This window comes from Paenibacillus qinlingensis (assembly GCF_013204845.1).
Taxonomy (GTDB): Bacteria; Bacillota; Bacilli; order Paenibacillales; family NBRC-103111; genus Paenibacillus_E; species Paenibacillus_E qinlingensis.
Map to the genome: position 1 here is coordinate 372,025 of NZ_JABMKY010000002.1, position 22,957 is coordinate 394,981.

21 protein-coding genes are annotated in these 22,957 nt (G+C 42.4%); 4 read left to right on the forward strand and 17 right to left on the reverse strand.

Annotated elements, in window-relative coordinates; translation table 11 throughout:
* Window positions 1-31: 31 nt before the first annotated feature.
* Window positions 32-901, reverse strand: a complete 870-nt coding sequence (locus tag HQN88_RS05065) for a hypothetical protein (protein WP_173109145.1) — start codon at window positions 899-901, stop codon at window positions 32-34.
* 251 nt (window positions 902-1,152) lie between these two features.
* On the opposite strand from HQN88_RS05065, the gene HQN88_RS38590 reads away from it, so the two are divergent.
* On the forward strand, window positions 1,153-1,686 hold the full coding sequence (locus tag HQN88_RS38590) for a DUF2569 domain-containing protein (protein WP_173109146.1): 534 nt from the start codon (window positions 1,153-1,155) through the stop codon (window positions 1,684-1,686).
* 159 nt (window positions 1,687-1,845) lie between these two features.
* A complete protein-coding gene (locus tag HQN88_RS05075; RefSeq protein ID WP_173109147.1) occupies window positions 1,846-2,250 on the forward strand; it encodes a CBS domain-containing protein in 405 nt (134 codons plus the stop codon).
* Window positions 2,251-2,388: 138 nt separating this feature from the next.
* Here HQN88_RS05075 and HQN88_RS05080 read toward each other — a convergent pair whose 3' ends face one another.
* The 16 genes from HQN88_RS05080 to HQN88_RS05155 all read right to left on the reverse strand — a co-directional run bounded on the left by HQN88_RS05080 (window position 2,389) and on the right by HQN88_RS05155 (window position 20,104).
* On the reverse strand, window positions 2,389-2,892 hold the full coding sequence (locus HQN88_RS05080) for a hypothetical protein (RefSeq protein WP_173109148.1): 504 nt from the start codon (window positions 2,890-2,892) through the stop codon (window positions 2,389-2,391).
* A gap of 100 nt (window positions 2,893-2,992) precedes the next feature.
* Window positions 2,993-3,466, reverse strand: coding sequence for a hypothetical protein (locus tag HQN88_RS05085; protein WP_173109149.1), 474 nt, complete (start codon window positions 3,464-3,466; stop codon window positions 2,993-2,995).
* A gap of 111 nt (window positions 3,467-3,577) precedes the next feature.
* Window positions 3,578-3,769 carry a YgaP family membrane protein gene (locus HQN88_RS05090; protein WP_173109150.1) on the reverse strand — a complete coding sequence of 64 codons (192 nt, stop codon included), beginning with the start codon at window positions 3,767-3,769 and terminating at the stop codon, window positions 3,578-3,580.
* Between the two features lie 154 nt (window positions 3,770-3,923).
* On the reverse strand, window positions 3,924-4,703 hold the full coding sequence (locus HQN88_RS05095; RefSeq protein ID WP_216855632.1) for a Crp/Fnr family transcriptional regulator: 780 nt from the start codon (window positions 4,701-4,703) through the stop codon (window positions 3,924-3,926).
* A 12-nt stretch (window positions 4,704-4,715) separates the two neighbouring features.
* Window positions 4,716-5,807, reverse strand: a complete 1,092-nt coding sequence (locus tag HQN88_RS05100) for a GerAB/ArcD/ProY family transporter (RefSeq protein WP_173109151.1) — start codon at window positions 5,805-5,807, stop codon at window positions 4,716-4,718.
* Window positions 5,804-6,967 carry a Ger(x)C family spore germination protein gene (locus HQN88_RS05105; RefSeq protein WP_173109152.1) on the reverse strand — a complete coding sequence of 388 codons (1,164 nt, stop codon included), beginning with the start codon at window positions 6,965-6,967 and terminating at the stop codon, window positions 5,804-5,806. The genes HQN88_RS05100 and HQN88_RS05105 overlap by 4 nt, the downstream gene beginning before the upstream one ends.
* Entirely contained in the window at window positions 6,964-8,358 is a 1,395-nt protein-coding gene (locus tag HQN88_RS05110; protein ID WP_173109153.1) for a spore germination protein, read from the reverse strand. The genes HQN88_RS05105 and HQN88_RS05110 overlap by 4 nt, the downstream gene beginning before the upstream one ends.
* Before the next feature lie 126 nt (window positions 8,359-8,484).
* Window positions 8,485-9,297 carry a P-loop NTPase family protein gene (locus HQN88_RS05115; RefSeq protein WP_173109154.1) on the reverse strand — a complete coding sequence of 271 codons (813 nt, stop codon included), beginning with the start codon at window positions 9,295-9,297 and terminating at the stop codon, window positions 8,485-8,487.
* A gap of 1 nt (window position 9,298) precedes the next feature.
* A complete protein-coding gene (locus HQN88_RS05120) occupies window positions 9,299-10,543 on the reverse strand; it encodes an ankyrin repeat domain-containing protein (RefSeq protein WP_173109155.1) in 1,245 nt (414 codons plus the stop codon).
* Between the two features lie 279 nt (window positions 10,544-10,822).
* Window positions 10,823-12,112, reverse strand: a complete 1,290-nt coding sequence (locus HQN88_RS05125; protein WP_246320049.1) for a neutral/alkaline non-lysosomal ceramidase N-terminal domain-containing protein — start codon at window positions 12,110-12,112, stop codon at window positions 10,823-10,825.
* Window positions 12,113-12,155: 43 nt separating this feature from the next.
* Window positions 12,156-13,373, reverse strand: coding sequence for a DegT/DnrJ/EryC1/StrS family aminotransferase (locus HQN88_RS05130; protein ID WP_173109157.1), 1,218 nt, complete (start codon window positions 13,371-13,373; stop codon window positions 12,156-12,158).
* A gap of 9 nt (window positions 13,374-13,382) precedes the next feature.
* Window positions 13,383-15,125 carry a polysaccharide deacetylase family protein gene (locus HQN88_RS05135; RefSeq protein ID WP_173109158.1) on the reverse strand — a complete coding sequence of 581 codons (1,743 nt, stop codon included), beginning with the start codon at window positions 15,123-15,125 and terminating at the stop codon, window positions 13,383-13,385.
* Window positions 15,126-15,149: 24 nt separating this feature from the next.
* Window positions 15,150-16,403, reverse strand: a complete 1,254-nt coding sequence (locus HQN88_RS05140; RefSeq protein ID WP_337995224.1) for a DegT/DnrJ/EryC1/StrS family aminotransferase — start codon at window positions 16,401-16,403, stop codon at window positions 15,150-15,152.
* 123 nt (window positions 16,404-16,526) lie between these two features.
* On the reverse strand, window positions 16,527-18,149 hold the full coding sequence (locus HQN88_RS05145; protein WP_173109159.1) for a type 2 periplasmic-binding domain-containing protein: 1,623 nt from the start codon (window positions 18,147-18,149) through the stop codon (window positions 16,527-16,529).
* A 122-nt stretch (window positions 18,150-18,271) separates the two neighbouring features.
* The gene (locus HQN88_RS38295; protein WP_173109160.1) at window positions 18,272-19,159 is read right to left on the reverse strand and encodes a carbohydrate ABC transporter permease; all 888 of its coding nucleotides are present in this window, start codon (window positions 19,157-19,159) and stop codon (window positions 18,272-18,274) included.
* Between the two features lie 15 nt (window positions 19,160-19,174).
* Window positions 19,175-20,104, reverse strand: coding sequence for an ABC transporter permease (locus tag HQN88_RS05155; RefSeq protein WP_173109161.1), 930 nt, complete (start codon window positions 20,102-20,104; stop codon window positions 19,175-19,177).
* 188 nt (window positions 20,105-20,292) lie between these two features.
* On the opposite strand from HQN88_RS05155, the gene HQN88_RS05160 reads away from it, so the two are divergent.
* Window positions 20,293-21,678 (forward strand): extracellular solute-binding protein, encoded by a 1,386-nt coding sequence (locus tag HQN88_RS05160; RefSeq protein WP_173109162.1) that lies wholly within the window; start codon window positions 20,293-20,295, stop codon window positions 21,676-21,678.
* Between the two features lie 193 nt (window positions 21,679-21,871).
* Entirely contained in the window at window positions 21,872-22,873 is a 1,002-nt protein-coding gene (locus tag HQN88_RS05165; protein WP_173109163.1) for a metallophosphoesterase, read from the forward strand.
* Window positions 22,874-22,957: the final 84 nt, after the last annotated feature.

The following is a 22,957-nucleotide window of genomic DNA, read 5'->3' on the forward strand; positions in this document are numbered from 1 at the left end:
TACGATTCAACTTCGTTCATTTCACTACAGTTCAGTCATTCTTCACAGGCTCCTTACCATCCACAAGCGGGAAATTGGAATAAGAATTCGTAAAGGTAACATCCCTAATTCCTTGGCCTTTTAATTCCAACAATAGATAATCATTGATTAGATCCTTATTACTATCCGCGGCATATTGATACGACTGGTAGGAAATAAACACTTCACCGGCTGAAAGCATGACCTCCTCTAACTCCACAGAATCAGCTAAGGACGAGGAAGACTTAATCAATGCATACGTGCGGTCACCAAAGGTGCGATACTCTTTCTTCCACTCCGACTGTTTTAACAAGGTTTCTGCCCACTCCTTTACATCCCCAGGTGATTCAACAATAGGAATCAAGGTATAGACCTCATTTATTTGATCTTCTTGTGGCATAAAATCCATAAATCCACTAATGATCCAGATCCCATCATGGGAATAATCTTTTTTCATATAGACCATATACGCATGTTGATCGTTCGTCGTTATGAGCAACGAACGCGGATTTACGGAGTCACTGATCGTTTGAAATGACGTGATTCCTTGGTTTAGACGTGACTGAACGAATTTCTGCAGAACCTTGCTGTATACCTTATTTTCGGGATTTGCCTGCAACTCTTTTAATTGTTCCTCCGTATATTCGTAACCTTCCGTACTATCATGAACTCTTGATAATATGCGTAATAAGGTATCCCTATCCTTTAAATTCGCACCTATCTGTGCAACGCTTGGCGTAGGTTTACTCTCCTCTTTAGAAGTGGGAGCCGCTTCCATAGTTTTCTCCGTTTCAGGCTTTGTTGTGAGACTTGCGATCGAATATCCACACTCTAAACCTACAACCAACACACCTATTAGGATAATTAAAACTTTTCGGGTCATCAGTTTTCTCTCTCACTCCTTTTGAAGATAAATAATCGGATGTTCGGACGATCCAATAACTTCAGCTCATTCCTAACCAATTAGACGTACGCTGCGTAGGAATGTTTTGTGTGGAAAGGTGGATTTGGAAATTTATTTACAATTGACAAGGGAGGATTAATGGGACTCATGCCGAATACAGTATAAAGTTTTTTGCCCCTATCTATGTTGTATAAATCCTCCTCTATCTGGAGAAGAAATTAGGTGTCTTAATGGTCAATACAGAAAATGAATTAGCTACGAAAACAGAGGATTTGATTATTGCGGGAAATGAACCCCCACAGGATGAGCATAATCATTTGCGAGGGTTTGGAGGATGGTTATATATTGTAACCTTTGGGCTGTTACTTACCTTAGGGAATTCCTTAATCTACATAATCAATACATTATTACCTATATACACAAACGGACTTTTTACCGAATTGTATAGTGATGATTGGAAATACGCATTAATTATCATTTATGAAACAATTACTTACGCTTTATATGTTGTGTTCCCAATAGTTCTTGGCTATTTCGGATGGAAAAAAATGAGACGAGTAAGAACGTGGGCGATTAATTTCTATCTCGTTAGTTTCCTTTTTAATGTCATTTACTATTTTATTTCGAATTCCATTGCTGATCTAGCGACACCAGAGTTTATGAATGAACAGGGGAGAAATATAGTGAAATCTTTCATAACTTGTTTGATTTGGATACCCTACTTTATTAATTCCAAAAGAGTGAAGTATACATTTGTGAATTAATATCACGAATATGAACAAATTGAACGCTTCTTTTGTTACAAAAATTCAAATATTCCTATATTTCCATTTATTACACCAGCCAATTGTGCACTCTTTAGGTCGGATTTATGGTTTAATTAAATAGTGAAAGTAATTTGGGATGAAAAGGAGCGAAACAAAGTGGAAATTAAATCGTTTTTACTACCCAAAGATAAAGTTTCTTACCTGACGACGTCGGCTTCGATGAAAGAAGCGATAGAGCGGCTGGAAGCCTGTCATTATACAGCGATTCCAATTATCGATGAGGAAGGGAAATATGTCGGCACTTTATCCGAAGGAGATTTGTTATGGAAACTGAAGTGCACGCCCGGCCTGTCCTTCGTTAACATGGATGAAGTTTCTGTTGCCAATATTCGAAAACGAATTTATAACGAGTGCGTCGCCATCGATGCGCATATGGAAGATATGTTAGCTCTAGCTGCTGACCAGAATTTTGTTCCCGTTGTAGATAAGGATCGCGTTTTCCTCGGTATCATTCGGCGCAAGGACATTATTGAATATTATACGAGAAATATTACGGATTAATCGGTCAAAACAAAAAGCAGAAGATAAGAGTGGGCGTCTCCCCTTTCCTATCCTCTGCTTTTTCTTATTTCCAGCATCATGTTTCTCGATCGTACGAAAAAATTTTCTAATAGCTTTAACCCAAATAAAACTTTATTTCTAACCAATTTTTCTCTTCCCCCAGGGCTTAAACACAGAAAGCACATACATGGCGATTAAGGATAGCAACTGAAGTCCTATGCCTATAAATAAGGCTAGCATGTTGGATACATACGCCCCTTGATTCGCACTTTCTCCCCCTACTTCCGTCAACAAAGATATTCCTTTCAATGTCCAAATGTACATGCCTATGGGCCCTATGATTACCGCGATAACCGTAAGCACTTCTTTGGCAATGATCCAATAGTATTTTACCAAACCCCAGTGAGTCCCTAGGGACAATAGTACCCCTGTCACGATAGTCCCTATGACAGAAGCTCGTACAGAAGTTTCAGCCAATACATGCATGGCTTTATAACATGAAAGTATTAACTTAGAATCACTCGTACTCGCGATCGTAATACTCAAGATGAGAAATGTCACACTTGTACCTAACATAATCGCGGCAAACATGATATGTAAGCTTAACATCCATTTTTTCTTTGTCATTGTAAAGTTTTTCATTCCCTTAGAATCTCCCTTGATATCTTCTTATCACTAAGATAATCAATTGAAGTTAACTGCATCTAAAACATTTCTTAAATATTCATAAACTGCCTCACATTTATTCAACTTTTGGTGCTTCTTCAAGGTTTAGGCTCGGATAATCAAGCTTATATTCTTGGAGAAACGATTTCAAACTGCTGCTTTTAAAATGGACTGCAATAAACCCATTTTCTCGTGTGAAAATCAGTAGGGTTGGGAAATAAGTTTTGGATATACTAATGAACATCACGATTTCCGTGACGGTTCCAGTGATCCAATTTGAAGTTAGTTTGTGAGGCGGTAGTAGTGGAATCTTAATGGCTATCCCTTCACTTGGTTCGATATGCAGTGATTCTACTATCCCAGTAATGGATGACAGCCATTCCCTGGCTTGAATTTGCAACGCATTAGAGTTAGGAATTGCTTGCGTGATTTCACCTTTTTTGATATCAAAAACTTCGGCACCATCCATTGCTATAACCGTTTGAGACATACTTAAATGACAAGCAAGTACGATAATGCTTAGTACGCGCAGCAACCTATGTAACACCATAATTATCAACCTCCATTCGGAGGTAATATGACCATCATGTGAATAATATACTCATAAAACGAAAAAGGGGCACAATTTGCGCCCCCTTCACTACCTATAACACATCCTTATTTATCTGATTCTGCAAGTATTACGGCCCAATAATTTATTGATTCCGCATTTTTGTGCAAAGCCAGTAATCAGAAGTGGTAAGGCAATCAGTCCAGCTAATTTCCAATAGCCTGGAAGGACGATAAACAAAGATAATAGGGCAATTCCAGTAATTATACGGATGGCACGGTCTGTTCCCCCAACGTTTTTCATGATATATTTCCCCTTTCATGATTTCGAATTATTTTGTAGTTCTTACAGTTACAATCATATCAGGGAGGATGAAAACGAACCGTAACTTTGTCACATAGTACAAATTCATTTAAAAAAACCACCCTATGGGTGGTTTTAGTTTGAGATTACAATTTCAGTTGAATTCAATATATCGTTCAAGTGCACTTCGATTTACTATCGTTATTTTCCCTCTAGAAAGATTAATAACTTCTTCCTTCTCAAGTCCCTTCAACGTTCTGCTGATTACCTCTCTGGCTGTACCGAGTTCAATAGACAAACTGTCATGGGTGATATGCAAAGTATCGGTATTACCCGTTTTTTCTGTCTTGTGGATTAAGAATTCCGAAATTCGTCCACGAATGGATTTAAAGTTAACACTGTCCAGCAAATTAGACATACTAACAATCCGTTGGGCAAATGACTTAAAAATGAATTGTCGAAAATTCCGATAGTGATCCACCCATTCGCGAAAAATACCTGAGGGTATGATAAGAACCAAACCAGCTGTTTCCACGCAGGCGGTAGCTTCATAGGCGGATTCACCTAAAATACTCGAGCTCATCAAGGGACAACATTCTCCGCTCTGAATCCTATACATCGTAATTTCCCGACCGCTCGTGCTTATTTTATACATTCTGACTGTTCCATCCAAAATCAGAACAACGTGCTCTAGAAAATGTCCTTCTTCAATAATATAATTGGGTTCCATTTGAATAACATGTATGCCGTCTTGATTCCAATCCTGTTCAGTGATGTCCGCCAAGCTGGGGAATATTGAAATGATCTGCGCTAGATGTTCAGCCAGAATCAACAAATTCAGCTCCTTATGAAATGCTTTTTTCGTAACATAATAACATAAAAGCTGATGGAAATCTGTGATAAAGTCACATTCACTACGAATTGTCTTAATCATTCATTTCACCACTCACACCTCTTGCACACGCTTACCTCTAATAACGCTAACAAGAAGAATAACTAAGGGGAGACCTACGATGAAAATAGGGAAAATAAATGCAGTCCAGACTAGATTCGCATAATCCAATATACCAAAGATGTTTGCAGGTATTAATGAAATAGCGAAAATGATGGGTGCAGTTATTGCGATCATCCCCCGCCATTTCTTGACTCCAACTAATTGTGCTGTTCCATAACTGTTGATAAACAAGTAAATAGACAACTTTACTAACACGCTAAAAATCCAGATAAACACAATCCAGACATCCATATTTTGAATGAAATCTAAATAATTTATGAATCGAACCATAGCAAAATAGGGAAAGTACATGCTCGATCCGATATGTATACCGAATGTTGAAATAATCATCATTGTCGCAACAATGGCGAGCAACGACGGTACGCAAATTGACAATAGAATCGGCTTTAATAGCTTTTCTGGCTTAGCAATAAACGGCGTTAACATCATGATCATCATCGATTCCCCAAGAAAAGATGCATTTACTAAAGATCCCTTTAAAATAGGAATAACACCAGAATCCGCGTAAATCGGCAGAATGAGCGCTATGTGCAAATTAGGAATATTTAGTGCAAATGTCATCACAATGCCGACTAGAATCAAGGGTCCAGCCAATTCGCTAAAACGTGCAATCGCTTCAACACTGCCAGCATAAGTTATATATATCATTGCTGCCATCATCAAAGCTGAGATACTCCATACTGGCGTATCGTGGAAAAGAATCTGCTTTATAAATAAGGAGAATATTCGTAATATATCGGCACATACGGAATACCATACCAGAATATATAGCAGACTAATTAATTTTCCGACCCACTTCCCAAAAAGCTGTTGAGCAAACTCTACCAGCGTTTTAGAAGCATGTCGCTGACTCACTCGAACTAAAATATACGTTACAAACAGGCCAATTAATCCCGCAATTGCAAGTGAAATCCAAGCATCTTGTTTCGCGATTTCAATCGTAGGCGATATCGTTAACCATATCGACATTGAGATTTCTAATGTTGTAAACATCCAAAATAACTGCCACGTTGAAATCTTCATTTTTTCTCTCCTTTCCCAACAATTCGTTTACGTATATCACCCGTACTTTGAATATTTAACTTGACATCAACTGCCACTTCAATTGTTGGGAATATGTCATCCCATCGATCTCGAAGTTCCTTCCATTGATATGGATGTTCCCTGTGGAATTCTTCACCGATTCCGAACACGTCCTGTCCATACTGAAGTTGCAACTTCTTTATCGTTTCTTCTACTCGCTTTGCTTTAATTGCATTTAGTCTATGCTCTATCCCTTTACGTTCCTTGGATACAGAAAGATCTATATCCGAGTTATTTTCAAGTACTCTTCCTGTTCCCACAAGTTTTACATAGGCTTTCAGTTTTTCACCTTCAAATTCGGTTCTAATCGTTTGCTTTAAATTGGATTCATATAAGGAAATACTTCCTTCTTCAAGTTCTTCAGTCACGAATTGATTTTTCAATACACCTTTGACCCAAAATAATTCCAGAGATTCTCTACCGCTCACTTCACCGACCATTTGCAAATTTTTATTAAAGATCGCAACAGATCTGACATCAAAAATTCTGTCTTTCTCATGACTATTCATCGGCGAAATCTCAACCATCGGCATAGAAGGCCGAATGCCATCGCGCCCCACATCAATTAAGACATCGCGTAAGGCTGTATCTCCTAAACGGCAATAGCGATCTTGATCTACAGCTACGATGGATGAAAACTGATTAAACGGACTGTTAATATTCAGCACTTCTTTTCCTTCCCCATTATTCACAACGAATATATCCGTCCTTAAACGAGTATCCGTATTCCGTGTAAATTGGTCCATCACTTCAATTAACCCTTTTCGCGCCAATTTTTCTCCGACAAAAATGGATCTACGATGCCCAAGGAAAACTTTACGCGGCAGCTTGTCTTGAATTTGTTGTGTCAAATCACCAATTGTCGATCCCGTCGCGGTTAACACAATGTTTGCTCTTTGACCGTTCCCCCCGCCTCCCCTGATACTCTTGAAATCAGCAGGAACTGCGATTTGAGCGCTTTTTTGAAGTTTACCGCTTTCTGTTACATCTAAAGCAGTTCCGATCCAGAATGCATAATCATTAATTTCATTTCGATCCCAGCATCCCGAGAGTGTTAGTAGTAGTGTTAATAAAAGGAACAGATACCCGATTTTTTTCATTGTTTTCCTTGTGTCGATACAAACCGCTTATTGATTCGTATGAGCGTATCCTTCCAGAAATTAGAACTAATTGGTGCTACAGGCTTTAAGTAAGGCATTCCGAATGATTTGAGCGTCACAAGATGAATCAGGATGAAGATGATTCCGATCGCTATTCCGTACAAACCAAGGACTCCTCCGGAAATTAAAAGTGGGAACCTCAGAATTCGAAACGGCAAGGCCAAGCTGTAGCTAGGAAAAGCAAACGAGGCTATTCCAGTACCCGCTACAATCATGACAATGGGAGCTGAAATAAATCCAGCTTGAACGGCTGCTTCTCCAATAACCAAGGCACCTACAATGCTTACTGCTGAACCGATGGCTTTAGGCAAACGCAGGCCAGCTTCTCGTAATCCTTCGAACATAAGCTCCATTAACAAAGTTTCAATGACTGTTGGAAATGGAATGCCTTCTCTTGATGCTGAAATACTAAGCATGAGCGAAAGCGGGATCATCTGTGGATGGAACGTCGTCAGAGCAACATAGATAGATGGAAGTAAACATGACATAATTGCCAATAGGAATCGTAAAAGCCGGACAGATGAGACGTATAAGAAGCGTTCATAATGGTCTTCTGCTGCTTGAAACCCTGACCAGAATGTCATTGGCAACAGCAATGCATTGGGTGAACCGTCAACGATAATGGCCACTCTTCCAGCCAATAAACTTGCGGAAACGGTATCAGGTCGTTCTGTATTTTGGATTTGCGGAAAAAGGGAAAATGATTTATCTTCTATAAATTCTTCGATATAGCCCGAGTCCAGCAGTTGATCTGTTTTAAAAGTTTGAAGTCTTGCCCTCACTTCTTCAAGCAATTCTGGTTTGACGACATCTTCGATATAAGCAACGACAAACGACGTATTGGTTAACTCGCCCGCTTGATGAGTTTCGAACTTTAGTTTCGAATTACTTATTTTTCTTCGAAGCATACTTAAATTTGTTTTTAAGTCCTCGGTGAATCCCTCGCGCGGACCGCGGATAGAAGCCTCATTTGTAGGTTCATTGATCGCGCGTTGTTTAAATAGAGTTATTTCTGCTAAGTAAGCAAATGGCTTACCATCCAAGAAGATAGCCGTACTTCCTTTCAGAACTTTTGCTACAATTTCTGATAAGTTTGTTGCCATTTCGTACTGTGTCAATCGATCAATATCCCGACTCATCATACATGCTGTTATAATCTGCTCCAATTTGCTTGAATCCGTTAATTCTTCAATATATACAAGTAGAATATTGGAGTGCTCAGATAGTTTTAACGGTCTAAATACGACATCGACACAGTTGTGAAAAATATCCTGCAACGCATCATGATTAATTTGAATGTTCTCACTTGCATTCACTGGAATACTAGTCACCTCAACGTCACCTCCTTTCCATAATTTTCACTGAATATTATGTGCGGATATGCGTTGCCTTATTCGGTAATAAACGAAGAGAAGCACTGCCCGCGGCAGTGCTTATTAGCTTCTTAGGATATAAAGTTAATTGTTGTATGTGGCCTCCACCATTTTACGAAAGACCTCTTCCCAGTCAAGGTTGCCATTTTCAATTGTATAGGTTGGAAATGGCAGCATGTCGAGCAACTCCAATTCGACCCGTTTACGGTTTTCCATAAAACTAATATTCTTTTCCGAGGCAAAGTTAGGTTTTGAACGGATGGCAGAAATCCAAACCTGTTGATCTCGCACATTAGGTTGAGTTAAATAAATCACAATGGGGTTCAAATCAGTAATTTGTTCGGCAATTCCTTGAATATGTTCCTTGATATCTTTATCAACTGCTTGATAATGACCTAACAAATCATGAATCTGATGCTGAAAAAAAACGGCTTCTAACACATACACCTCATTTAAATTGCAGGCATGTTCAGCGAAATGCGACCAATGATGTTGAATCGAATAAGTAAACTCTGACATCGATGCTATAGGTGAATCCGTCCAGCATAATTCACGGGACTCCAGTTCTGAATAAAGTGCATCCAACTCATTGATTTCGTTAAGTTCACGATAAGGAATCAGATAATTGAGACCATTTTGTATAGCCCATGAACTGATTTCATTTGATTTATCTGGGTACCGCATTAGAAGTTCCTTATATTCTTCTTCACGAAAGAAAGCATGCCAATTCAAGCTCGTAGGATGTCCTTTACCACCTTCAGCATAGAATTCAGAGGGAATACCTTGCAGTACTAGGTAGTCGTGTAATCTTTCTGCAAGTGTCGATTTGCCGGTCCCGCATAAACCTTCAACCAAAATTAGTTTACAATTCTTTCGCATACCTAATGCTATTGACATATTAGGTGTCCTTTAAAATCATAACGATTTCATCCCTTATTTTCTCGTCAACAATGTTCTTAGCTTTATCAAGTGGTGTAACTCCATTCTTGTCTTTCACTCGTGCATCCGCTCCTTTATTTAATAATAATCGGATTACTTGGCTATTTCCTTCCATGTCATGTTGATTGAACTCCACGGCATAAGCGAGCACTGAATTGCCTTTCTCATCGACTGCATTGACATCCGCATGGGCATTTATCAACATTTCGACCATTGTGTATACACCTAGCATGGAATCACGGCCATAGGAATTAACCGCCCTCATTAGCGGAGACAGTCCTAACACATTACTTTTTGCTATCAGATTGGGATCTGCGCCGTGCTCAAGCAACAGCTGAACAATTTGCCGAGATTGTGGCATACTCATACTTACAGCAGCTAACAGCGGTGTTTCGCCATCCGAGTTGGAAGTGCTAACATTAGCTCCATGCGCTATCAGATTTTTTACAATCTGGACGCTTTCATCCGTTAATCCAGAATTGGCAAATGGATGAAGCGCTGAAAGTAAAGCACCTCCGCCTAAATTAGGATCCCCTCCCATTGCAATCATCTTGTTAACCAAACCAAGCTGTTTTTTACTCGATACCTGCATTAGCGGGGTCATTCCATTAGCACTTACGTTCACCTTAGCCCCAGCATCCAAAAGACTTTCCACTAAATCAATAGAACGTTCCGCAGCATAATGCAGCGGTGTGTAACCGTTGGATTCATCAACGATATTGAGATTAACTTGCTTTTGAATCAATAGTTCAACCAAATTGATAACCTGCGGTTTACCTTGAAACATATGAGCCATTTTCAAAATCTCAAGAAAAACTGAGCTGATTTCGGTTGGTGCTACCGCATTGACTTGCTCTTTCGTTTCATTGAGATCCCCGAGCTCTGCAGATTTAATTAATTCAAGGGCAATCATCTCAATTCGCGATTGGAGCTGCTCAGTTGGTGTACCAAACTTAATGGAGATTTGCTTTTCAGCTTCAATGAACTCTACTTGCGCTCTCATACTTTCAGCTACGAAACGGATTGGCACATAGGCATGTCCATTATAGTTCAATACGGTGTACTCACTATCCATTTGCTTAGCTACTCCATTAAAAAGAAACTTCACTTGGTACTTAACAGCTTGAATAGCATCTGCTGCATATACAGCTGTAGAAAATGTAATACCGGCACCCAAAACCATCCCAAGCACTATTTTTTTCATCGTTATATTTCTCCCTTTCACAAAGCAAAACATGATTCCACTCCTATTAAGTTCTTCGAATATTTCCCAGATCCTTCCTTTAATTTATTAACAAAAAAGAGACCCTCAACCAAAGCATCTTATTACTTGTGTCAATAATTCTAACTGAAAACCGACCAATCCAATTGCTCTATGCTGCACTATCATCGACGTTATTTTCGGCTTGAGGCTGCCCTCGTTTCCGTTGTCCGCTATAACAGAAAAGAGTGCTCCCCCCAACATCAGAAGGAACACCCGTTTTTAGCTCAAAAGGTTAAACAATGCTTCTTTCACCGTAAGTTCAACGGAGTTATCGAAGCTCGATGCCATCGCAAAAAATAAGGTGGATTCGTGGGTCTCATAGCCACCTTCTACTAACTGTTGTCCGGTTGGGATGTAGCCAAACATACCGTTCGTATACCCGATCGGCAACACGGTTCCTTTCGTTATCTGCTTGATATAAAGCCCGTAATCAACAACGACTTCGGCATTCATACCGAGAATCGAGAGCTCCTCTGCCAGTTTCAGTATAGAAACCTCTAACGGAATACTAGGTGACAAACTATCCAATCGTGCTAGCATGAGTTTGCTCCACTCGCCAAGAACACCAGGTGACTGGGCTGTTTTCTCAAGCTGACAGCGGTCTGGCAGCGACTTTAACGGCAGCTCAACTAATGTCTTACGCCATTCCAGATGGCAAGGCGTTAGTTGTCGCATCGGTTTATCAAGCGTTTCTACTACGCACTTAGTAAAATCTGTAGCAACTTGCATGACTACATCGTTATTTCCTCGAATAACCTGTTTCCCGTCACCTGGATTGATATCTCCACAAGTCCCCTGTAGGAAAGCAGCCACTGTGCCTTCTCCAACTATTAGCTCCACTGACTCCATAGCGACACCAATGTATTCAGAAGACACGAAATTATCTCGTGTTATGACAGGGTGGCATGTATAATGAACCAGCAGTCCCTTCGTATCCCCATCCGTTTTGACAAATCGAATGACACGCAGTTCATGATCAACTGGTCCTGTTTCCTGGGGCGATTTCACCACACCGCGTCGATTGATCCCTAGTGGAGAAGAACCAATGCCTTGCTCGATTCGAACAGGCTCCACTTGCAGCAAAGCCGTTGTGATACCTTCGATAATAAGATCTTCCATCAAACCTATATAATTCTCGTCCATGACACCTAAATATGAGGTGAACAAGTTGCTCGTTTGCGGACCAGAATGCGTGTGGGTACCATGCAAGAGAATAGCATCTTCTGCAAAGCCGAATTGTTCACGAATTCGTTCTTTGAGCACAGGCACGCGATCACTGCCCCACCATAGTAAATCCGCTGAGATGAGTACAGCCTTTTCTACGACTTCCCCCTTCTCATCACCTGTCTCAAAAACAAATATGCGAGCAAACAATCGATGTGAGACACCTTCGAACGCGCCTAGTTCACTACGAACAGCAAATCCTGCAAGCGGAACTGGCAATTTCGTTGTAATATCCACCTTACTAATTCCTAGGCAAATAGTCGATATTAGCCCCTCTGGCTCCATCTGGCACCAATCCCCTAATCACAATGAATAGTGAATTCAACAATTAGTATGAGGCAATGACTTTTCGGATAGCTGTCGCAATGTCATACATGGCTTGCTCGTCAGCAAGCAGCACATTTTGCGAGAGCCAAAGTACTTCCTTGTCACTTAACCGTTCGCTTACAGGACAGTTATACGACCTGTCCTCCCCCGTTAATGCTCGTGTGGCGTTCACAATCGCTTCGTTTCGATTAAGCGGTACGTACCCATAACTTATTGGTATGCCTTCGGCGTTAACTTTCCGAATGAAGTCGTTCTTGTCAATCTGTACAGTGACAGTCGAATCAAGCTTGAACATATATAGGTGATTCGCATGCCGTGTAACGCGAGGATCAGACTTCACCACAGTGATGCCATCCAGTTGTCCCAGCAACTCCGTGAGCAGCTTCGCATTGGATTCTCTAAGGAGCATTTGCTCTTCCACACGGCTCATCTGGGCAAGTGCGATGGCCGCTTGCAGCTCCGTCATGCGATAGTTTTGGCCGATGCGATCATGCTGGTACCAAGCACCTGTTCGCGAACGACCGACATTGCATAGCGACCAAGCGATTTCCGCCAGCTCCGGGTTATTGGTGAGTATAATGCCGCCTTCACCGCTATTCAGATTTTTGCTTGATTGCAAGCTGAAGGTCCCGAGATCCCCGATCGCTCCAACACTGCGACCTTCCCAGCTTGCTCCAACTGCTTGAGCCGCATCTTCGATCACTCGAAGTTTATGTGCAGCAGCCACCTCGTTCATACGGCTCATATTGGCCGGAGCTCCAGCTAAATGAACAGGAATAATAGCCTTCGTCCGCGAAGTAATAGCGCCAGCCACCTGATCTGGATCGAGCAGAAGTGTATCTTCTTCAATATCCACGAACACTGGAATAGCTCCGAAAGCAAGCGCAGCTGCTGCCGTTGCAATAAACGTATATGGCGGTACGATGACTTCATCGCCAGGTTTAACCCCAGCTGCCTGTAGCGCGACTGTAATGGCAACGGTTCCATTAACAACACTAATCGCATGAGCCGCATCGTGCAGTTCCGCAAAGCGACGCTCCATCTCAGGAAGCTTCGGGGTATATTCGGGCGCATGCACAGTACCCGTACCACCCCATTTGCCAGAACGTATAACGTCAAGAATGAGCTGCTCCTCCAATTGTCCGAAAATCGGCCAAGCCGGGAATCCATCCGTTCGAACCGGGACCCCACCTTCTACTGCAAGTGTCATCTTCTCCATGTCCTCACCTCACCCATTACTAACTTTTGATTCTACCTTCCTATCTACGACAACTTTGCTGCACGGTACTCCAAATTGAATCTCATGCCCCTCTTCAGGTTTAAAAACCGCATTTGGTGCCATTGGCACCCATATAACAAGCCCTTCCACGGCTTCATTTGCCTCCAAATGAATACTTCCGTTGTCATCGCATCCCAGAATACGAACGGTTCTTCTTAAACGCGTCCAGTCTTGAATCTGCTTGGACTTCCAGAAAGTGAAACCCATCTCTCTTGCTTGTTCAACGAGCATCCGAATGGCATCTCTAACTTCTGCCCTCGTATAAATGTGTATCTGATGGAATAGAAAATGAGCAACGCCATTCACTTCCCTCGCTTGCTGCAAAAATGGCTCAATTACCCTGTTGTCTGCGAGATGACCCAAATCCAGATCCTGCGTCAAGAATCCGATCTCTACCACACGATAAAAGCGATTCTGTTCATCAAACAAAGCAATTGGAAAATAGGGATGACTAGTACCGAATAAATATCCGACGTTTCCCTTTTTACTTGGGCCACGAGTTTGGTCACTTGGAATATCATTTTTCTCCAGCCATTGAAATAACTCGCCCCAACCTTCCACACGCGTATAATGGTTTTTGTTGGTCGTTACATGTTCTAAGCCAGTTGCTTGCTTCAGCCAATCAACCTGTCGATCAAACTCCGTTTCGTCCCAGAAACCGTTGTCCTTCTCCAGCGAGTTATAGTGGAATGCGAGCTCATGTCCTGCTTGCTTGACTTGTTCATAAATAGGAGGACTATAGCCGGGCTCAATCATGCACCATGTTGTTTGAATTTGGCATTCCGCTAGCAGTTCTAATGTTGCCAATGCGTGCTCATCCTGATTCGAATCACTATCATGGGAGATCGTCACGACTTGACTGATCCCATCCGGCCAATACCCAGTGAATGGCAACGTCATCCCCTTGTCAATCGCACATCGCAACACATGCCTGACTAATGCTTCTCTCCAGTAATCGGCATAGGGCCATGGAAAATAAGGGACGCCAGTATCTGTTTCTACTCGGTCGCAATGCCAATCCAAGGCTATGCGATCATCAGCTTTCAGAATGTCCTCATTCACGTTCGCGCTGCCATCTGCAGCTGGAACGCCGTCATCAAGTACAGGGCCTGTGCCTTGCTGCATGTGAACAACCGTTAACGGAATATTGACTGTCCAACGATGAATACTTCCCTGACCCACTTCAAAAGTTTGAAGTGCAGATCCCTTATCCGAACCATCGGGATGTCCTTGTTTAATCGTACCAATAGACTTACAAGCAACTGGAGCGTCAGTTTCCGAACTTGAATCTCCAGCTTTAATCCAGGGGTTGGCGGACAGGAATCTCAGTGTACTTGGCTGCCCTGAACGAGTTGGCTCAATCTCCGCATAGCCAACACCTATGTCTCCTGTCTGGATGTATCCAAGTGGGAGAGCCAGTGCGTTGATACCTGCGTACGAAATGAGGGTGCCGCCTTGTTCGACATACGACCACAAGATGGCAGACTTCGCTCCGTTCTCTTGGGAACAAGCCACAATGAGAATATCGTACGTTTGCAGGCTCGTCGCATCTAACTTGGAAACAACTGTATATGAAATGCCCACATGCTGCAGAATTTCTTCCACATATTTCTCGAAAACGTTAAGTCCATATTTCCATTTACGTACAGCCGCTTCATGTTCAACGAGCACACCGACTTTGGCCATCTTCATTTCAATTCCTCCATCCGCTGTCGCCTACACGATTTCTAAGCCTGACGCACTGTAATGAGCGGCCACCTTGCGTATGCCGGCAATCATATCTTCAATATCCTTTTCGCTAAAGAACTCGTTAATAGGTACACGGATTGCTTGCTTCAGAATACGTTCAGCCGTGGGACATAGTCCTTCATCATAAGCAATATCTGAAAGATCAAATGGAAAATGACTGCCTGTATACGCTTCCCTATTCTGAAACATAGGTTGCATATACACGGGTTGAGGAATATATCCAGCTGAGCAGTCAATCCCTTCGGCTTGAAGTGCCTCTGCGAATTCATCCCTTGAGCACGAGAGAACGTTAGGTTTAATCGTAAACATATAAAACCAATACGTGCACCGACTGTCAGTTGTCACTTGATGTGGCATTATTCCCGGAATGTCTTGGATACCAGATGTTAAACTGTCACCATATTGGCTGCGCTTGTCACATATCCCAATTAATTTCGACAGCTGCGCAATACCAACAGCACCCTGAAGCTCAGTCATTCGGTAATTCGGAGCGAGCAATCGCATCTCCCTTTGTACCACATTGCCGAATCGACTGTAATTTTTATCCGCAAATGCATGCGTCAGTTGATAATCTTCCGCTACTTGTGAGTTCACGGTAACAATACCGCCATCACCTGTCGAAATATGTTTGTAATCATTGGTGCTAAAGCACCCATAATCTCCTATTGTGCCAACTAAGCGACCTTTATAGTAGGTCAAATAGCTTTGCGCACAGTCTTCAATCACGATTAATCCATGCTCACGGGCAAGTGCCATGATGGGATCCATATCTGCAGGATTGCCAGCCAAATGGACGACGATGATCGCTTTGGTTTTTGGAGTTATGCGCGCTCGAATCGTATCCGCCGTCATGTTGTACGTATGTGGATCCAAATCCGCAAATACAGGAATCGCATTTTGATACAAAATGCCAATAATAGAGCCCGCATCCGTAATCGGACTTGTAATGACTTCGTCCCCAACACTGATGCCAGATGAACCAATCGCAACATGAAGTGCCCCTGTACCCGATGAAGTTGCCACACTATAGGTTACGCCATATAACGCATTAAATCGTTCCAGAAACTGCTTCACTTTGCGGCCAGAATGATAAAATAGCGTATTCTGCTCAAGCGCTTCAACAAGCTCCTTAACTTCTTCCTCTCCAAATCGCTTACCAGTACCGTAAGGAGTTGTTTTGATTTTGGATCCACCGAGAATGGCTAACTGTTCGTTCATCATGCCAAACCCTCTCTCGTGTTGATATAGAAAATAACTACAATATTTCAATAGGAATAATCAGAAATAGATTCACAGCACGCCTCCCGTGCTTTCATTGCGATTACACAGGAGTTGTGCTCGTTATTATGGATTCTCTGACTTAAAAACAACCGGCGTTTTAAACACTTGGGAAATCGTCTTCGCGTAGTTATCGAAAATCTCTTTGCCGTGGTAAGTGGTCATCAGTTCTTTCCGATATTTCGGCCAGTTGCTTGCATCCTTCTCTTCAAAGAGGATCTTGACCATATACGCACGCATTTGTGTACGGAATGCTCCTATATCAAAGCCTGGTGGTGGAGCGACGTTTGTGCCGAGAACTGGATACTTATACGTTTTCAGCTTCTCAACGATAGCTCGGTCATGATCAGTTTCGCGAGGATCGATAATCGTCAGACCAATCGGACTCGGATCTTGCACACCATAAGCGAAGATAGAGCCATACACATCGAAGAAATTGCCGTTAGCTTGATTATCTTTGGTTATCGCATCCGGAATTAAGGTAATCGTGTTACCGCTCTTGGTATAGTTGGTGCCTTCTTTCCCATAGTGAGAAAGCAAGTAACCTTCTGGACCAGCCAACCAGTCCATGATCTCAATGCTTTTCTTGATTTTTTCTGGTGGTGTTTTGGCACCAAACAAGAATGGGACACCTGGCAATGCAGCATAGTTAACGGCATTCGGCGAAATATGGAAAGGAACGAAGTCTGCCGTTTTCACGCCACTGATATCAATCGTTTTCTTCTTCACGCTCGTCGCTACATTATCGAATGCAGCTGTACGCAGTAAGCTTTGGAAAATCCCCGCTTTCCCAGCTTCTACTTTCTCGAGCTCTTGCCCTGGTTTAGCTAAAAACCAGTCAGGGTCGACAATTTTTAAAGCGATAGTTGCCCGAATATCATCGAGCACTTTTCCAGCCCGAATATCCGATTGCGGATCTACATACTCGCCGTTCGCTTGATCATACCAGAGGTCAATCCCTAGGCCGTTTTTGTACCATTCTGGAAATTGTTTCGAAACCCCAATACCGTTTCCGGTTGTCGTAAAACCGTAAGTGTCATTTTTCCCATTGCCATCTGGATCATTAAACGTGAATGCTTTCATGACATTGATCATTTCGTCATAATTCGTTGGCACCTTCAAGCCCAGCTTATCCAGCCAGTCTTTGCGCACATAATACGATTGGTAGAGTTGCTTTTCATAAGGGACAGGAGCACGCATAAAGACTTCTTGCACTTGATAGCGTGTAATAATTTCAGGGGTTACCCACTTGTAATAGTTGGGCATCGTTTGCGGGTTCACATAGGGGGTCAGATCGGCGACCGCTTTATCAATAATAAATTGATTCGTTTGCGCACCGTCGGCTTGGAACATATCAGGAGTTGCACCAGATGAAATTTTCAAGTTGATTTTAGTCTTATGATCTTCACCTGGGACGCCGTATTCCATGTTTAGTTTCACGTTGAACTTCTGCTCAATGGCTTGTCGAATGTAGTCTTTATCTGGGGCAGGTAATGACACATCGTTGGTCGGTACGAAAGTTAACCAGTTCAGCGTCATTGGCGGTGCTTTCGTAGCTGCCGCTGTTGCAGGAGCAGATGAGGTTGTCGTAGATACGGATGGTGTAGACGTAGAATCGTCTTTCGAACATGCACTTAAAACAACCAAGCTGGCGATTACACCGAATGCTACCTGTTTACGCAATTTCATGCAAACGACCTCCCATTTGTACTCGAATTCATGATCAAGTCTACTCTGGTTGCATTTGTGACTGAAACGAAGCAAAACAAGGCATCACTCCCTTCAAGCTTATAGATTCGACTGCTTGACTATTAGCCTTTGATGGAACCGACAAGCATGCCTTTAATAAAATATTTCTGAATAAACGGATAGATGGCCAATAGTGGTAATGTCGTCACGACAACCGTCGCCATTCGGATTGTGTCTGGCGGAAGCGTCTGTATAACAGAAGGATTCGTATTCAACTCTTGGCTCACGCTAGACGTAACGATCATATTGCGCAGAATAACTTGTATCGGATACAAAGCGCGATCGGATAGATACAAGATTGCATTGAAGTAGGAATTCCATTGAATGACCCCATAGAATAAGCCTATCGTCACGATTATCGGCATGGATAAGGGGATAACCAGCTGGAATAACGTTCTAACATCCCCACATCCATCTACTTTCGCTGACTCTTCAATTTCCGTTGGGAAATTGATAAAGTAGGTGCGCATAATGAACATATAGAATGGCGAGACGAGCGTTGGGATAATGAGTGACCATATGGAATTGATCAACCCTAAGCCCTTCACGACTAAATAAGTAGGCACAATGCCACCACTAAAGAGCATTGTGAACACGATCGCTAGTAGAAAAAATCTACCTCCAGGTACATCCTTCTTCGAAAGTGGATACGCTAAACAAATCGTGACTAAAAGACTTAAGAATGTACCTATCACCGTAATGATCACGGATATTTGGAGCGCATCTGGCACAAGCTTGCTGCCGAAGATGGCTCGGTACGCCTGAAGCGTGACTTGCTCGGGGAAGAGGACGAATCCTCCGTTGCGGATTAGCTCCTTATAGGGAGTAATCGACTCGATGAACACAAAGTAAAGTGGAAACACCGCAGATAAACAACAGAGCGTAAGGAAGACATAAATGATTACATCGATAATTCGATCTGATTTGGTCTTATGTACCGCATAGGACACAGGTTCCACCACCTCTTAGTAGATTCCAGAACCACCTAATTTTTTTGCGATTCGGTTAGCTGCAATGACGAGCACAAATCCAATAACTGATTTAAATACCCCCATGGCGGCCGGTATGCTGAAGTCACTTTGTTCAATAATTCGGCGGAATATCCACGTATCTAGAATATCCCCAACAATCGTTACTCGCGCATTGAGGAAAACATAAATCTGATCGAAGCCTGCATCGAGAATTGTCCCTAACCGCAGGATTAACAATAAGATAAACACCTCGCGGACACCAGGCAGCGTAATATGCCAAATTTGCCTCCATCGCCCTGCTCCATCTACAACGGCAGCTTCATACAGTTCGGGATTAATTGTCGCTAGAGCAGCTAAGAAGAAAATAGCGCCAAATCCCGTATTTCTCCAAACATCGGTTAGAATAATGAGCGGTCGGAAGAGATCCGAATTCGCAAGGACATTCAGTTCGCCCCATCCCATATTTTGATAAAACGTTGTGACCAGCCCTGTACCAGGAGAGAAAAAGGAATATACCAAACCGTATACGATGACCCATGATAAAAAGTAAGGTCCGTATGTGATCGTTTGAACGATCTTTTTAAACCAAGTGACACGGATTTCATTGAGTAGCAAGGCAAGAATTAAATCAGGAAGTAGATTAAAGACGAGTCGGTAAATGCTTATGAGGAGTGTGTTTGACATGAGTCGGAGAAAATCGGGTGATTCAAAGATCGTTTCAAAATTACGCCAACCTACCCAGGGACTATCCCAGATGCCTTTGGTGACACTGTAATCCTTAAATGCGACGAGTAAGCCAGCCATCGGAATGTAGCGAAAAATTAGGAAGTACAATAAGCCTGGGGCCATTAACAGATAGAACCATCGATATCGATATACTTTTCGAAGAACACGATTTGACTTAGCACTGATGATGGAAGCCATATGGTCACCCCCTCGTTTACATTCTCATTATAATTTACATCCACAAAAAAATACAAGTGCTATACATGTTTAAATCATGTCTTTAAATAGACCAAAACCCTTGCTAGTCCTCACTATTTTCTTGTTGTATATTTTCCAAATATTGTTTAGAATACATACAACTGCGCAAATAGGTGGCGATTCTAGTTATGAGAAAAAAGGACCAATATTGCTATTCTTCTTTGACCGATATCCTGCGAGAGCAAATTCTTTCGGGCTTTATTAAGAAGGATGAGTTCCTCATGTCCGAAAATGAATTAAGCAAATATTACGAACTCAGCCGCAGCTCCGTTCGCAAATCGCTTGACCTCCTGTTGAAGGAAGGTCTCGTTGTGAAAAAGGCTGGACTCGGCACCTTCGTCTCCCCTAACGTCACAGTGCGGAAATCAAAGCGAAAAGTATTGCGCATTTTGACCATTACGCCTTCATATTTTGTCGATCACTGTTTACCATTCATTTGCGAAACGTTCGAACAACAGCACCTCGACGTGGATATTAAATTGCTGAGCTTCCCCATCACGCAATTCTGGGAATCCCTTCACAAGTGCATTGAAATGGGTATTCAACCAGACATATGTATCATCACGGACACAATCTTCCAAGAACTTAAATCGATGGATGACTTCGTTAGTCTAGACCGGATTATGAGCGATGAATTAAATCAGATGTACCCTAAGTTGCTTGACGGATTTCGCAAGGACGGCAGTATCAAAGCCATACCTGTCACATTTTCAGGTATATGTCTCGCCTATAATCCACGTATGTTCGACAAATACAACATTGAAGCACCACGTCATGGATGGGATAAGGAAGCGTTTATCGAGACTGCAGGGCGATTGACATTTGATACGAACAATGACGGCATTATCGATAATTATGGGTTCTCTTTGCCCTCAACGCTTAACCGATGGAACGTAATTGCGATGCAGCATGGGTTTGACTTTCATAAGCCGAATAAGAAAGCGCTTCTAGACACATTAACTTTTATGCACGATATGATCTATCGCAAAAGAAGCGCGCTCGTTTCTCATATGCAGCTACATCGTGTTGCTTTCCAAAGCGAGCAAGTCGCCATGATGCTGACGACAACTATCGAGCTTGCTGGATTTGGCGACAAGCTGCCTTTCGAGCCCAAATTCGCGCCAATGCCATTCGGAGATTCACCGAATACGTTGCTCATCGCGAATGCCTTGATGGTTCATTCTGCAAGCACGGAACGTGAACTGGCCATACAATTTCTTCAGACGGCATGCCATCCAGATGTGCAAGCCAAAATCGGCGAATCTCGCTTCCTCTCTGTCCTTCACGACATTAATAAGATGATGTGGGACCCGCTTGATCTAGCCTCCCTCCATATATCCGATGGACAATTACATGACGCTTTCTATCAACATGAAACCATCTCTGATACGCAAATGATGCAAGAGGTTAACCAGGAGATGATGTTGTATTGGGAAGGCATGGAGTCGGCCGAACAATGTGCAAAACGGCTGCAGAAGCTGCTATCGCCACGAAAGAAAGTTCCAAATAGATAATACATAAAAAACGCAAGCCTATATGAACTAAGGCTTGCGTTTTCTCCTGCTACTACAACCCAATCATACCACAATCTGCCTGAGCTTCCCCTAATAATCCACTATAAAAATGTGTGCCTTCCTCATTTCATTGAAGCTGGAAGCTACATATGCTAGTACTAGTTGGACAACCTGATTGCGGGAGGCGATGCGCGTGTTAAGCCCAGAAGATGCCAATACAATTATTGAGACCTTTTTGAGTCCAATGTGGTATTTCGTCACATCCCAAGAGGATAAGGATGAAATTCACCGACTAGCTGACGAACTTAGAAAAGCAGCTGGTATTGCCCCTATACTTCGTTTTTCCGTCGTCAGTGATATTCACATTCAGTACTGGGATACGCAAGCTCAGAGTAAGTTAGCCGCTGCGTTAGAAGATCTAAATCTGACAATTCCGAGCCATGATGCTTTAATAATTAACGGAGATCTTGGCGATGGACGCCCTAATGACTATGCGATGTTGACTTCCATTCTGCAGAAGCATCCGTTACCTAAGCAACTCTGCTTTACGATTGGCAATCACGATTACTACAAAGCCTATTACAATGCTGCTGGAGATTGGTCTCCAACGACATTCCCCAATGGCGAATCGGACAGTGCCTCATTGGCACGTTTTCTAGCTTTTACACAAATGCCTAGCGTCTATTACGATCGTTGGATTCAAGGTTATCATTTTATTTTCTTAGGTTCCGAGCGATATAAACAATCTGAGCCTGCGAGTCAGGAAGATGCCTGGTTGTCCTCTACGCAATTAGACTGGTTGCAAATTAAACTACAGGAAAATTATATCCAACATAAACCACTGTTCGTATTTCTGCATCAACCTCTGCAAGGGACAGTATCTGGCAGTCTACCACGGGGGATTGTACAGCATAATGAATTGAAACAGATATTATCCCAATACCCAGAGCTCATTTTTTTCACAGGACATACCCATTGGGAGTTGCAATTGACCACTACGCTGATCAGAGATGTATTCACAATGGTCAATAGCTCGTCCGTGAGTTACCCCTATGATCGTAACGACCAATTGATTCAAGGAGATCATTCCGAAGGCTTGATTGTTGAGGTGTACGAGGATCGCATTCATATTCGGGGGCGGGATTTTTCGAATCAAGCATGGATCCCAGTAGCCGATTATATCGTAGAGCTATAAGAAAATCGAATGAAAATAGACCAGCCACGTTTACGTGAGCGGTCTATTTTCATTCGCCAGAATTTGAATGCGTTGGTTTTGGGC